This is a genomic window from Oerskovia sp. USHLN155 (assembly GCF_037145535.1).
GTDB lineage: Bacteria > Actinomycetota > Actinomycetes > Actinomycetales > Cellulomonadaceae > Oerskovia > Oerskovia rustica.
Map to the genome: position 1 here is coordinate 1 of NZ_JBBCXG010000002.1, position 12,694 is coordinate 12,694.

The 12,694-nt window shown below is 74.1% G+C and carries 12 protein-coding genes; 6 read left to right on the forward strand and 6 right to left on the reverse strand.

From position 1 onward, the window contains the following. Positions 1-179 precede the first annotated feature (179 nt). Positions 180-1,025, forward strand: a complete 846-nt coding sequence (locus tag WFH32_RS02925) for a siderophore-interacting protein (protein WP_336706180.1) — start codon at positions 180-182, stop codon at positions 1,023-1,025. Between the two features lie 214 nt (positions 1,026-1,239). Here WFH32_RS02925 and yczE read toward each other — a convergent pair whose 3' ends face one another. Beyond that, entirely contained in the window at positions 1,240-1,995 is a 756-nt protein-coding gene (gene yczE, locus WFH32_RS02930; protein WP_191796518.1) for a membrane protein YczE, read from the reverse strand. A gap of 61 nt (positions 1,996-2,056) precedes the next feature. On the opposite strand from yczE, the gene yczR reads away from it, so the two are divergent. Then, positions 2,057-3,550, forward strand: a complete 1,494-nt coding sequence (gene yczR / locus WFH32_RS02935) for a MocR-like transcription factor YczR (RefSeq protein WP_336706181.1) — start codon at positions 2,057-2,059, stop codon at positions 3,548-3,550. A 176-nt stretch (positions 3,551-3,726) separates the two neighbouring features. Here the strand turns inward: yczR and WFH32_RS02940 are convergent, their stop codons facing one another. Genes WFH32_RS02940 through WFH32_RS02955 form a run of 4 tightly spaced genes read right to left on the reverse strand, consistent with a single transcriptional unit; the run spans position 3,727 to position 5,934 of the window. Continuing rightward, positions 3,727-3,936 carry a hypothetical protein gene (locus WFH32_RS02940; RefSeq protein ID WP_138824230.1) on the reverse strand — a complete coding sequence of 70 codons (210 nt, stop codon included), beginning with the start codon at positions 3,934-3,936 and terminating at the stop codon, positions 3,727-3,729. Continuing rightward, complete coding sequence (locus tag WFH32_RS02945; protein ID WP_336706182.1) at positions 3,933-5,018, reverse strand: quinone-dependent dihydroorotate dehydrogenase; 1,086 nt, start codon at positions 5,016-5,018, stop codon at positions 3,933-3,935. Before WFH32_RS02945 ends, WFH32_RS02940 begins: the two co-directional genes overlap by 4 nt. After that, positions 5,015-5,566 carry a hypothetical protein gene (locus WFH32_RS02950; protein WP_442946295.1) on the reverse strand — a complete coding sequence of 184 codons (552 nt, stop codon included), beginning with the start codon at positions 5,564-5,566 and terminating at the stop codon, positions 5,015-5,017. Before WFH32_RS02950 ends, WFH32_RS02945 begins: the two co-directional genes overlap by 4 nt. An 11-nt stretch (positions 5,567-5,577) precedes the next feature. Beyond that, a complete protein-coding gene (locus tag WFH32_RS02955) occupies positions 5,578-5,934 on the reverse strand; it encodes a hypothetical protein (protein ID WP_030153088.1) in 357 nt (118 codons plus the stop codon). Between the two features lie 95 nt (positions 5,935-6,029). On the opposite strand from WFH32_RS02955, the gene WFH32_RS02960 reads away from it, so the two are divergent. Next, on the forward strand, positions 6,030-7,535 hold the full coding sequence (locus WFH32_RS02960) for a leucyl aminopeptidase (RefSeq protein WP_191796514.1): 1,506 nt from the start codon (positions 6,030-6,032) through the stop codon (positions 7,533-7,535). 277 nt (positions 7,536-7,812) lie between these two features. On the opposite strand, the gene WFH32_RS02965 is transcribed toward WFH32_RS02960, so the two are convergent. Beyond that, positions 7,813-8,157 carry an oxidoreductase gene (locus WFH32_RS02965; protein WP_138824226.1) on the reverse strand — a complete coding sequence of 115 codons (345 nt, stop codon included), beginning with the start codon at positions 8,155-8,157 and terminating at the stop codon, positions 7,813-7,815. 286 nt (positions 8,158-8,443) lie between these two features. On the opposite strand from WFH32_RS02965, the gene lpdA reads away from it, so the two are divergent. The 3 genes from lpdA to WFH32_RS02980 all read left to right on the forward strand — a co-directional run bounded on the left by lpdA (position 8,444) and on the right by WFH32_RS02980 (position 12,685). Next, on the forward strand, positions 8,444-9,844 hold the full coding sequence (lpdA, locus tag WFH32_RS02970) for a dihydrolipoyl dehydrogenase (protein ID WP_336706183.1): 1,401 nt from the start codon (positions 8,444-8,446) through the stop codon (positions 9,842-9,844). A gap of 29 nt (positions 9,845-9,873) precedes the next feature. Continuing rightward, the gene (gene sucB / locus WFH32_RS02975) at positions 9,874-11,643 is read left to right on the forward strand and encodes a 2-oxoglutarate dehydrogenase, E2 component, dihydrolipoamide succinyltransferase (protein WP_336706184.1); all 1,770 of its coding nucleotides are present in this window, start codon (positions 9,874-9,876) and stop codon (positions 11,641-11,643) included. 151 nt (positions 11,644-11,794) lie between these two features. After that, positions 11,795-12,685, forward strand: a complete 891-nt coding sequence (locus WFH32_RS02980) for a TIGR01777 family oxidoreductase (RefSeq protein WP_336706185.1) — start codon at positions 11,795-11,797, stop codon at positions 12,683-12,685. Positions 12,686-12,694: the final 9 nt, after the last annotated feature.

Genomic DNA, 12,694 nt, shown 5'->3' on the forward strand with positions numbered 1-12,694 from the left:
CCCCGGGGCGCGGGGCGCGGTGGCCCGGGGCGCCCCCCCGCGGGGGGGGGGGGCGGGCGCCCGCCGGCCGCCCCGGGGGGCCCCCCGGGGGGCGGGGGGGGCCGCCCACGTCCTGCGTTGGCCGGTTCGCGGTACACCCTGTCCCCACAGGCCACCCTGTCCCGGCCTACCGTGGCCGGATGGCTTCCCCCTGCTTCCCGGCCCGCGTCGTCACGGCGACGCGCATCACGCCGCACATGGTCCGTGTCCACCTCGAGGTCGTCGGTGACTGGAGGTGGACGACCGACGGTCAGGGCGACGAGCGCATCGACCTCGCCTTCCCGTCCCCCGGTCAGACCGTCGCGGAGATCGAGTTCTTCAACCAGGACGACTACGGGGTCGTGCCCGTCGAGGGCACCGAGCCGCCGTGGCGCCACTACACGGCCCGCCGGGTGCACGACGAGGGCCGCACGATCGTGGTCGACCTCGCCGTGCACCCGGGCGGCCTCGCGTCCGACTGGGCCGAGCGCGCCGAGCCGGGCCACGTCCTCGGCGTGTTCGCAGGAGGTGAGTCCCGCAGCTACTACGACGCACCGGCCGACGCCGAGTGGCGTCTGCTCGTCGCCGACCCGACCGGTCTGCCCGGGCTCGGGCGCATCGTCGAGGAGCTCCCGCCGGGCGGCGTCGCGCACGCGATCGTGGAGGTGCCGACGCCCGAGGACCGCCAGGAGCTCGAGACCCGCGGAGACGTGACGTACACGTGGCTCGTGACCCCGGAGGGTGCGCGCCCGGGCGCGGCGCTCGTCGAGGCGGTGCGCGCCCTGCCCGTCCTGGAGACCCCGGGCTACGCGTGGGTCGCGTGCGAGAGCGCCGCGAGCCGTGACATCCGCCGCACGCTCCGGTCCGCGTGGGGCATGGCCCGCGACCGGCACCAGGTCGTCGGGTACTGGACCGCCGGGAAGGTCAACGTCCGCGCGGACCGGGACGCCGAGGACACCCACGACCACGACCACGACCATCATGCGGAGGCGGCGCACCAGCACTAGTCCGGACGGGACGTCCGGCTGTCACCCCCCGGTCGTCCCTCGGACGTCCGCCGGACGTCCGCCGGACGCCCTCACGGCGGCCGGCTCCCCTGTCCGCCCGACGGCGGGGCGCCCCCCGGGCCCCCCGGGGGCGCCCCCGGCCGGGCCCCCCCCCCGGCGCCGCCGGGGAGTCACCCCGCGGCGACGGACGCGACCGGCCGAGCGGGACCCGGCCCTACGCCGCGTTCGGCTCGGGCTCGCCCGGGACCTCTCCCCGGCCGCCCGCACGGGGCGCACCACCCGCCTCCCCGGAACCCTCGCCCGGGGCGAGGTGCCCCGGGAGGTGCGCGGCGCCGTCGGGCGAGGACGAGAACGGCACGACCGCCGGACGCAGGTGCGGCGCGAGCCACCGTGCCGCGACCTGGACCACAGGCCCCACGCCCAACGCGTACAGGACCGTCGCCCAACCGAGCGTCCCGCCGAGCGCGAAGCCGATCGCGACCACGAGGACCTCGATCGCGGTCTTGACCCGGCGCACTGGCCACCCCGTGCGGGCGACGAGACCTGTCATGAGACCGTCGCGCGGGCCCGGGCCCAGGCGCGCCCCGAGGTAGGCCGCGGTCGCGACGCCGTTGAGGGCCACGCCCGCGACTGCGAGCGCCACGCGTCCGGCCATGGAGGGGTCGGGGTCGACGCGCTCGAGCAGCAGCAGGAACGGGTCGAGGGTCGCGCCGATCACGACGATGTTGGCGATGGTGCCGAGGCCGGGGCGCTGGCGCAGCGGGATCCACAGCAGCATGACCACGACGCTCGACGCGACGACCACGACGCCGAGCGCGAGCCCGGACCGCAGGGCCACGCCCTGGTGGAAGACGTCCCACGGCATGGCGCCCATGCCGGAATGGATGAGCATGGCCATGGTCAGGGAGAAGCCGAACAGTCCGAGCGTGAGCTGGACGGTCCGGCGCAGGGGGCTGAAGTTCGTCGACACTCCCCTACTGTGCACCCGCAGTGGACTGGTGATCCATAGCCAATTCGGGGAGAGTGGCCTCATGGCCACCTCGCTCGCCACCGCCCCCGGGGCCGTCGCCCCGGCCCATCCCCCCGTGCACCGGCGCCTGTCCGCCCCCGCCCTGGCCGCGCTCGTCGCCGGTTGGCAGTCCGGTGGGCCCGCGTACGCCGCGCTTGCCGACGCCGTCCGCGGCGCGGTCCTGTCGGGCACGGTCGCCCCGCACACCCGGCTGCCGAGCGAGCGCGACCTCGCCGCGGCGCTCGGCGTCTCCCGGACCACCACGGCCGCGGCGTACGCGGCCCTGCGCGAGCGCGGGTTCGTCACGAGCCGCACGGGCGTCGGGACGGTCGCGGTCCTGCCCCGACCCACCCGCCGTGCCCAGCCGCGGTGGTGCGGCGGTGACGCGCCCGTGCCGGTGGGCGTCGAGCCGCCCGAGGACCTCGTCGACCTGGGGCAGGCCGCCCCTGCCGCCCCACCCCAGCTGCACGCGGCCTACGGTCGCGCGCTCGAGGCCCTCCCCGGCTACCTGTCGGGGCGCGGGTACGAGCCGCTCGGCCTCGAACCCCTGCGCGAGGCCGTCGCGCAGCGGCTCACCGAGCGCGGCACGCCCACGACCCCGGACCAGGTCCTCGTGACCACGGGCGCGCAGCACGCGATCTCGACGGTCGCCCAGTCTCTCCTGGGGCCGCGCGACCGGGTCGTGGTCCAGTCGCCCACGTACGCGCACGGCATCGAGGCGATGGTCGCGCGCGGGGCGCGCGTCGTCGGCTTCCCCGTGGGCGCGGGCCTGCCGGGCGACGGTCCGGGGTTCGACGTCGCACTGTTCGAGTCGACGATCCGCGCCGCGACACCCCGCCTCGCGTACCTCGTCCCCGACTTCCACAACCCGACGGGCTACAGCCTCTCGCCCGACGAGCGCGCCGAGGTCCGGCGGATCGCGCTGCGGCACCGGGTCACGGTGATCGGTGACGAGACCCTCACCGACATCGCGCTCGACGGCCCCGCGCCCGAGCCGCTCGCGGGCGACGGGTCCGCGACGAGCCACCTGCTCACCGTGGGGTCGGCCTCCAAGACGTTCTGGGGCGGGCTGCGCGTCGGATGGGTCCGCGCGCACCCCGACGTCGTCGCGCACCTCGCGCGCGTGCGCGGCGCGGCCGACATCGCGACGTCGGTCCTCGAGCAGCTCGCGGTCGTCGAGCTGCTCGCCCGGCGCAACGAGGTCCTCGCCGAACGCCTGCCCCTGCTGCGCTCGCAGCGCGACCTCCTGCGCTCGGCGGTCACGGCCGCGATCCCGTCGTGGCACGTCACCGCGCCCGCGGGCGGGCTCTCGCTGTGGGTCGACCTGGGGCGCCCGCTCGCGCACGCCCTGGCGGCGGCTGCGGCGGTGCGGGGCCTCGTGATCAACCCGGGCCCGTCCCTCACGCCCGACGGCGCAGCGACCTCCCGCGTCCGGCTCACCTTCGCACCCGACGCCGAGGCGATCCGGCGCGCTGTGCCCCGCCTGGTGGCGGCCTGGGAGCACGTGGCGGGCTAGCGGCCCTCGGCGGCCCCTCGGTGCCGACCGCATGCTCGTCGGCGCCACGCACCGTCGAGTGTGCAGTTCGGGTCGTCTCCAGGCTCGATCGACAGCCCGAACTGCACACTCGGTGCGCCGTCGTCCGGCAAGGACGACGGCGCACCGACCACGACGACCCACTGCACGGCCCAGCCCTACGCCGTGCGCAGCTCCACGGTCGCCGTGGCCTGCGCACCGTCGTTGAGCAGCCGCGCCGCGACCGCCCCCTGCGCGGCGAGCTCGCGCCACGTCTCGCCGAGCCACTGCTCGGCGTCGAACTGGTTGGTGAACGCCGGGCTCACGGGCGTCGTGAGCGGGCGCCCGTCCGCGTCGTCGAGCTCCCACACCCACTGGGGTCGGATCATCGTGCGCCTCCGCCTCGGGTCCCCCGGGCCGTGTCACGCACCAGGGACCGGTTGATGCTCGCGGCCCAGAACGGACCGTTGTAGATCATGCCGGTGTAACCCTGCACGAGGTCGGCTCCGGCCGCCAGGTAGGCGCGCGCGTCGTCGGCGGTCGAGATGCCGCCCACGCCGACGATCGTGACGTCGGGGCCGAGGCGGCCGCGGAGGCGAGCGACGACGTCGAGCCCCCGGGCGAGCAGCGGCGGACCCGAGAGCCCGCCGGGGCCCAGGTCGTGCCCGATCGTCGTGTTGACCGCGATGACGCCGTCGAGGCCGAGCTCGAGCGCGAGGTCGGCGACCGCGTCGACGTCCTCGTCCGCGAGGTCCGGCGCGATCTTGACGAGCAGCGGGATGCGCCGGACGCCGGACGTGCGCGTGGCGTCGTCGGCGGCCTCGCGGACCGCCTGGAGGATGGGGCGCAGGGCCTCGGTCGACTGCAGGTCGCGCAGGCCCGGGGTGTTGGGCGAGGACACGTTGACGACGAGGTAGTCGGCGTGCGGCGCGAGGAGCGCGGCGCTCGTCGCGTAGTCGCCCGCGGCGTCCTCGGCCGGGGTGACCTTGGTCTTGCCGATGTTCGCGCCGATCATGATCGCGCGACCCGACGCCGACCGGCGCAAGGCCTCGAGGCGCTGTGCCGCGGCGGCCGCCCCCTCGTTGTTGAAGCCCATGCGGTTGCGGATGCCGCGCATCGACAGCTCGCGCCACATCCGCGGCTTCTCGTTGCCGGGCTGGGCGTGCGCGGTCACGGTGCCGATCTCGATGAACGCGAAGCCCAGCATCGTGAGCCCGCGGATCGCCTTGGCGTTCTTGTCGAAACCGCCCGCGAGCCCGAACGGCGCCGGGAACGAGCGGCCGAGCGCCTGGACGCTGCCCGGGCCGTTCGCGCCGCGGCCCAGGTACGGGGCCGCGGCCCCCTGGATCACGTCACCCACGACGGGCGTGCGACCAGCGAGGGAGATGAGCGGGAACACCACCTCGTGCGCCTTCTCGGGGTCCATGTGCTTGAAGACGCCGTTGAAGAGGAGGGAGTAGAGCCGGCTCATGCGCGATCCTTCGGTTCGGTGGTGGAGGTCTGGGGCGGGCGCGTGCGCCACAGCCAGGTGAGGCCCACGACCGGCAGGACCAGCGGCACGAACCCGTAGCCGATCCCGAAGTCGGACCACACCGTGGGCTTGGGGAACGCCGCGGGATCCAGCAGCGACCAGGCGCCCACGGCGAGCACTCCCACGAGCTCGACCGTGACGGCGGTCCAGGCGACGGTCCGTGACGTCGCCGACCCGCGGGCCAGCGCGATCGTCGCGACGATGTAGACCACGGCCGCGAGCGCCGAGAGCCCGTAGGCGACGGGGGCCTCGTGCCAGTCGCGCAGGAGCTGGATCGAGGCGCGCGCGGTCGCGGAGATCGCGAAGATCCCGTAGACGAGGACCAGGACGCGGCCGAAACCGCTGCCCGTCCTGCGGGGCGCGTCGTGGGCACCCTGCGCGTCGGGGACGTCGGGGACGTCGGGGACGTCGGGGACGTCGGGGCCGCCCGACGGCGGCACACGCGTCGCCGGGTCGGGTGCGGTCTCGGGGTTCTCGGGGTGGGTCACGCCATCTCTCCTCAGGCGGTCCAGATCTGCCACAGCCGCCACTCGAGGAACGCGACGGTGATCGCGGCGACCGCGAGCACGACCGAGCTCCAGCGGGAGCGTTCGGCGAACGCCCACACGGCGGCGACGGGCAGGATGAACAGGGCGGTGATCAGGTAGCCCCAGAGCTTCACGGGGTCGCTCGCCGAGCTCCCCGTCGCGGCGAGGACGCCCGCGACGATCATCTGCAGGACGATCGCGCCCTCGATGACGGCACCGCCCCAGAGCTGCTTGAGGACGACGGCACGGTCGCGGGCGACGAACCACCCGGCCCAACCGGTGAGGGCCGCGCACAGCGCGACCACGAGGAGGACGAGGGGGAGGACCACGACGCCGAGCCTACCGGCGTCCGGCCCGCGGGCAGGAATCGCCCGCCGCTCGCCCCACCGGTGGCCCTGGTCCGCGCAGCGGCTAGCATCGAGCCGTGGCTGAACTCACTCTCTCCAGCAAGAACCCGACCGGCGTGAAGGTGGACGCGCTCGTCGTCGGGACCCAGACGACTTCGGACGGCGTGGCCGTCGTGGGGGACGACCTCCCTCGCGACGTGGTCGCCGAGCTCGAGGCCCTCGCCCCCGTGCTGGGCATCACCGGTGCGCGCGACGAGGTGCGCACGGTGCCCGCAGGCTCTCACCTCAAGGCCGGTGTCCTGGTCCTGACGGGCCTCGGCGCCCGTGACGAGTCGGGCTCGTTCGCGGCGGAGACGCTGCGCCGTGCGGCGGGTGCCGCGGTGCGCGACCTCAAGGGTGCGGCGTCGGTCGCGGTGGCCCTGCCCGCCAAGGACGAGGCCGAGGTCGCCGCGATCGCCGAGGGCGCACTCCTCGGCGCGTACTCGTTCACCCGCTACCGGGACGCGTCGGGCACGACCGGCTCGACCAAGCCTGCCGGTGTCGTCTCGAGCATCGAGGTCCTCACCTCGCTCGCCCGCGGGGCCAAGGCGAAGGCCGCGGTCGAGCGTGCCGCGACGATCGCCGCCGCGGTCCACGCGACGCGCGACCTGGTCAACACCGCCCCGAACGACCTGTTCCCTGCGGCCTTCGCCGACATCGCGAAGGCCGCCGCGAAGGGCACGGGCGTCAAGGTCACGGTCCTCGACGAGAAGGGCCTCGCGTCGGGCGGCTACGGCGGCATCCTGGCGGTCGGCCAGGGGTCCTCGCGTGGCCCGCGCCTCGTCAAGGTGTCCTACTCCCCCTCACGCCCGCACGCCAAGGTCGCGCTGGTCGGCAAGGGCATCACGTTCGACTCGGGCGGCATCTCGATCAAGCCCGCCAAGGGCATGGAGGCCATGAAGTCCGACATGGCCGGTGCGGCCGCCGTCCTGCACACCGTGCTCGCGGCCTCGAAGCTCGGCCTGCCCGTCGCGGTGACCGGCTGGCTCTGCCTCGCCGAGAACATGCCGTCGGGCACGGCTCAGCGCCCCTCGGACGTCATCACGATCCGCGGCGGCAAGACGGTGGAGGTCCTCAACACCGACGCCGAGGGTCGCCTCGTCATGGCCGACGGCCTCGTCGCCGCGGTCGAGGAGAAGCCCGACGTCGTGCTCGACGTCGCGACCCTCACGGGTGCGCAGATGGTCGCGCTCGGCACGCGCGTCTCGGCCGTCATGGGGTCCGACGACGTCCGCGGCGAGGTCGTCGCGGCGGCCGAGGCAGCGGGCGAGCAGTTCTGGCCCATGCCCCTGCCCGAGGAGCTCGCCGCGTCGATGAAGTCGAAGGTCGCGGACATCGCGAACATCGGCGACCGTTTCGGCGGGATGCTCGTCGCAGGGCTGTTCCTGCAGGAGTTCGTGGGCACCACGCCGTGGGCGCACCTCGACATCGCGGGCCCCTCGTTCAACGAGGGTTCGGCGTTCGGCTACACGCCGGTCGGCGGCACGGGCGTCGCGGTCCGCACGCTCGTCGAGCTGCTCGAGGCGCGCGCGGCGAAGAAGTAGTCGCCCGGCGGCCGCGCTCCGCGGACCGCTCCCGGGACAAGGACGGGCACGACCTCTCGGGGTCGTGCCCGTCCGTCGTTCCGGCTGGCATCGGGTCCGGACCGCGCCGGAGTCGTCGGGCGCAGCTTCTGCGTCCGGCCGGGAGGTCGGGTTGCGGCCAACCGGGGTCGGGGAAGGGCCTCGACCCCGGTTGACCGCATCTCGTTCCGTGGGAGCTCCGGCCAACCGCCCGGCGAAGCGCGCACCTGCGGGCGGGGTCAGCGACTGCGGATGGGGCTCAGCGCCTGCGCTGCTTGGAGTTCCAGTCGCGCATGCGCTGGGGGTAGCCCGTGAAGTTCACGTCGTAGACGGGGAGCTCGAGCTGCTCGGCGACCTTGCGCGCGGTCCTGGCGTCGGGGACCCGGCGCCTCGTCCACTCCCCCGTGGTCGCGATGAGCATGAGCGTCGTGGGGGTGTCGTTCGTCGGCGGCTCGATGTACGCCTCGACACCCACGCGGGTGCGTGCGAAGTCGGCGAGGTGCTCGACGGTCGCGCGGCGCTGGTCCGCGGTCGACGGGGCACCGGCGGGGGCACCGGCACCGTTCGCGGGCTTGCGGGAGAAGAGCTGCGACAGCCTGGACATGGAGGAAGGGTACTTGCTCCGCCTGGAGCGTTCCTGGGATCGGGCTCGGCCCCGCCTGTGGGCGGGGAGCCGCAGGGCGGGGAGCCGCAGGGCGGGGAGCCGCAGGGCGGGGAGCGGCAGGTCGCGCCCGGGGAGCCCGCCCGCCGGGACCGTCCGGACCACGGGGGCGGACCGGACGCCCGGCGTGGCTGTCTTGAGCATCACACGCAAGAGTGTGCGTTCCGATTGGGGTACGGCTGACCGAAGTGCCAAGATGTCACGAGAACTTTGCTCTCCCTCTTTTCGTATGCCTAAGGAGCTGCACGTGGCCGAGACCGGCACACCTTTCGACGTCCTCGTCCTGGGCGGAGGCAGCGGCGGCTACGCCACCGCGCTGCGTGCCGCCGAGCTCGGCCTGAACGTCGCTCTCGTCGAAGCGCACAAGCTGGGCGGGACCTGCCTGCACAACGGCTGCATCCCCACGAAGGCTCTGCTGCACGCCGCCGAGCTCGCCGACAACGCCCGCGAGGGCAGCGCGTACGGCGTCCTGAGCCAGCTGCAGGGCATCGACATGAACGGCGTGAACTCGTACAAGGACGGCGTCATCGCCGGGCTGTACAAGGGCCTGCAGGGTCTCATCAAGTCCCGCAAGATCACGGTGATCGAGGGCCACGGCACGCTCGTCGCAGCGGACACGGTCGAGGTCGCGGGCCAGCGCTACACGGGCAAGAACGTCGTGCTCGCCACGGGTTCCTACGCCCGCTCGCTCCCCAGACTGGAGATCGGCGGCCGCGTCATCACGTCCGACCAGGCCCTGACCCTCGACTACGTGCCCCAGAGCGCGATCGTCCTGGGCGGCGGCGTGATCGGCGTCGAGTTCGCGAGCGTCTGGAAGTCGTTCGGCGCCGACGTGCAGATCATCGAGGCGCTCCCGCACCTCGTCCCGAACGAGGACGAGTCGCTGTCCAAGGCGCTCGAGCGCGCGTTCCGCAAGCGCGGCATCGGCTTCACGCTGGGCGACCGCTTCTCGGGCGTCACGCAGGACGACTCGGGCGTGCACGTGACCCTCGAGTCCGGCAAGACGTTCGACGCCGACCTCCTGCTGGTCGCCGTCGGCCGCGGCCCCCGCACCGCCGACCTGGGCTTCGAGGCCCAGGGCATCACCATGGACCGTGGCTTCGTGATCGTCGACGAGCGCCTGCACACGGGCATCGGCAACATCTACGCAGCCGGTGACATCGTCCCCGGGCTCCAGCTCGCGCACCGCGGCTTCGCCCAGGGCATCTTCGTCGCCGAGCAGATCGCGGGCCTGAACCCGACGCCGATCGTCGAGTCGGGCATCCCCCGCGTGACGTACTGCGAGCCCGAGGTCGCCTCGGTCGGCCTGACCGAGGCCAAGGCCAAGGAGCTGCACGGCGCCGACGGCGTCGAGACGCTCGAGTACAACCTTGCCGGCAACGGCAAGAGCAAGATCCTCGGGACCACGGGCTTCGTCAAGCTCGTCCGCCAGAAGGACGGCCCCGTCGTCGGCGTGCACATGGTCGGCGCCCGCGTCGGCGAGCTCATCGGCGAAGGCCAGCTCATCGTGAACTGGGAGGCGTACCCCGAGGACGTCGCCGCCCTGGTCCACGCGCACCCCACGCAGAACGAGGCTCTCGGAGAGGCCCACCTGGCCCTCGCCGGCAAGCCGCTGCACGCCCACAACTGACCCAACGATCGAAGGAGACCCGAGAGGTCATGTCTGACAACGTGCAGATGCCCGCACTGGGCGAGTCCGTCACCGAGGGAACCGTCACCCGCTGGCTCAAGGCCGTCGGCGAGAGCGTCGAGATCGACGAGCCCTTGCTCGAGGTCTCGACCGACAAGGTCGACACCGAGATCCCCTCGCCGTTCGCCGGCGTGCTCGAGCAGATCCTCGTCCAGGAGGACGAGACCGTCGAGGTCGGCACCGACCTCGCCGTGATCGGTTCCGGCGCGGGCGCAGCCCCGGCCGCTGCCGAGGCTCCCGCCGCCGAAGCACCCGCCGAGGCTCCCGCCCCGGCAGCCGAGCCCGCCCCCGCGGCGGAGCCGGCACCGGCCCCCGCGGCCGAGGCTCCGGCGGCCGCTCCCGCAGCCGAGGCGCCCGCCGCCTCGGGCGGCGAGGAGATCAAGCTCCCGGCGCTCGGCGAGTCCGTGACCGAGGGCACCGTGACCCGCTGGCTCAAGGCCGTCGGCGAGACCGTCGAGGTCGACGAGCCCCTGCTCGAGGTCTCGACCGACAAGGTCGACACCGAGGTCCCCTCCCCCGTGGCGGGCACCGTCCAGCAGATCCTCGTCCAGGAGGACGAGACCGTCGAGGTCGGCACCGTCCTCGCGATCGTCGGCTCGGGCGCGGCAGCACCGGCTCCGGCCGCCGCCGCACCGGCCCCCGAGGCGGCTCCCGCCCCGGCACCGGCACCGGCACCGGAGGCTGCACCGGCCCCGGCCGCTCCCGCAGCGCCCGCACCTGCACCGGCAGCGGCGCCCGCCCCGGCAGCAGAGGCGCCCGCCGCTCCCGCGGCCCCTGCCTCGCGTGCCACCTCGGGCTCGACCGGCGGCTCCTACCTGACCCCGCTCGTGCGCAAGCTCGCCGCGGAGAAGGGTGTCGACGTCGCGTCCCTCACGGGCACGGGCGTCGGTGGCCGCATCCGCAAGGAGGACGTCCTCGAGGCGGCCGCCAAGGCGGAGGCTGCCAAGGCGGCCCCGGCACCTGCCGCTGCTGCGCCGTCGGGCTCCGCGCCCAAGGCGGCCAGCGTCCCGGCTGTCTCGCCCCTGCGCGGGACGACCGAGAAGATGTCGCGCCTGCGCAAGCTCGTCGCGACGCGCATGGTCGAGGCCCTGCAGACGCAGGCCCAGCTCACGACGGTGGTCGAGGTCGACGTGACCAAGGTCGCCAAGCTGCGCGCCAAGGCCAAGAACGACTTCAAGGCACGCGAGGGCGCCAACCTCACGTTCCTGCCGTTCTTCACGCTCGCCGCGGTCGAGGCCCTCAAGGCCTACCCGAAGATCAACGCGAGCATCGACGGCGACTCGGTCGTCTACCACCCGCAGGAGAACGTCGGCATCGCGGTCGACACCGAGCGCGGCCTGGTCGTGCCCGTCATCAAGGACGCCGGTGACCTCAACCTCGCCGGGATCGCCCGCAAGATCGCCGACCTCGCCGGCCGCACCCGCATCAACAAGATCGGGCCGGACGAGCTGGGCGGCGCGACGTTCACGATCACGAACACCGGTTCCGGTGGCGCGCTGATCGACACGCCGATCGTCCCCGGCGGCCAGGTCGCGATCCTGGGCACCGGCACGATCGTCAAGCGCCCGGTCGTCGTGACCGACGCAGACGGCAACGAGTCGATCGCGATCCGCTCGATGAGCTACATCTTCCTGTCGTACGACCACCGCCTGGTCGACGGCGCGGATGCGGCCCGCTTCCTGGGTGCGATCAAGACCCGCATCGAGGAGGGCGCCTTCGAGTCCGAGGTCGGTCTCTGACCCTCGGAGCTCGCTGAGCCCACCACGCGGCAGGCCCCTCGACCCTTCGGGTCGGGGGGCCTGCCGCGTCTCCAGGGCTCGGGGCGGCCGGTCGAGGGTCCGACGGGCCGTGGGCGTCGCAGGCCCTCCGCCGGGGCCGTACCGTGGTCGCATGGACATCGTCGTGGCCGGGTCGCACGGTCTCATCGGTACGGAGCTCCTCGAACGTCTGCGGGAGCGCGGTGACACGGTGCGCCGCCTGGTGCGCAGGCCCCCGCAGACTGCCCACGAGCACTTCTGGGACCCGGACGAGGACGCCCTGGACCCGCGCGCGCTCGAGGGCGCGGACGCCGTGGTCAACTTCGCGGGAGCCGGTGTCGGCGACCACCGTTGGACGGCCGAGTACAAGCGCACGATCCTGGAGTCCCGGACGCGCACGACAGGCCTGCTCGCGCGCACGCTCGCGCACCTCGACGCTCCCCCGCCGGTCTTCCTCCAGGGCACCGCCGTGGGGTACTACGGCGACCGGGGCGCGGAGGTGCTGACCGAGACGTCCGGCCCGGGTGCGGGCTTCCTGGCGCGCGTCGTCACCGAGTGGGAGGCCGCGACGCGCCCTGCGCAGGACGCGGGGGTGCGGGTCGCGCACCTGCGTACGGGCATCGTCATGACGCCCGACGGCGGAGCGCTGGCCCGCATGTTGCCTCTCCTGCGGTGGGGCGTGGGCGGCAGGCTCGGCAGCGGGCGCCAGTACTGGAGCTGGATCACGCTGCGCGACCACGTCTCGGCCGTGCTGCACCTGCTCGAGACGGACGTGCACGGGCCGGTGAACCTCACGGGCCCGGCGCCCGCCACGAACGCCGAGGTCACCCGGGCGCTGGCCGCCGCCCTGCACCGCCCCGCGGCGCTGGCCGTCCCGTCGGTCGCGCTCAAGGTCGCGCTCGGCGAGTTCGCGTCCGACATCCTCGGGTCGCAGCGTGCCCTGCCACGGGCCCTGGAGGCCAGCGGCTTCGCGTTCGAGCACCCGGACCTGGAGTCCGCGGCCCGCTGGGTCGCCGCAGGCTGAGCGGACCAC

Excerpts from the sequence above, each read along its gene's own strand:
- WFH32_RS02925 (WP_336706180.1), top strand. The coding sequence starts at position 180 with ATGGCTTCCCCCTGCTTCCCGGCCCGCGTCGTCACGGCGACGCGCATC.
- yczR (WP_336706181.1), top strand. The coding sequence starts at position 2,057 with ATGGCCACCTCGCTCGCCACCGCCCCCGGGGCCGTCGCCCCGGCCCAT.
- WFH32_RS02940 (WP_138824230.1), bottom strand. The coding sequence starts at position 3,936 with ATGATCCGACCCCAGTGGGTGTGGGAGCTCGACGACGCGGACGGGCGC.
- WFH32_RS02945 (WP_336706182.1), bottom strand. The coding sequence starts at position 5,018 with ATGAGCCGGCTCTACTCCCTCCTCTTCAACGGCGTCTTCAAGCACATG.
- WFH32_RS02965 (WP_138824226.1), bottom strand. The coding sequence starts at position 8,157 with ATGTCCAGGCTGTCGCAGCTCTTCTCCCGCAAGCCCGCGAACGGTGCC.
- lpdA (WP_336706183.1), top strand. The coding sequence starts at position 8,444 with ATGCCTAAGGAGCTGCACGTGGCCGAGACCGGCACACCTTTCGACGTC.
- sucB (WP_336706184.1), top strand. The coding sequence starts at position 9,874 with ATGTCTGACAACGTGCAGATGCCCGCACTGGGCGAGTCCGTCACCGAG.
- WFH32_RS02980 (WP_336706185.1), top strand. The coding sequence starts at position 11,795 with ATGGACATCGTCGTGGCCGGGTCGCACGGTCTCATCGGTACGGAGCTC.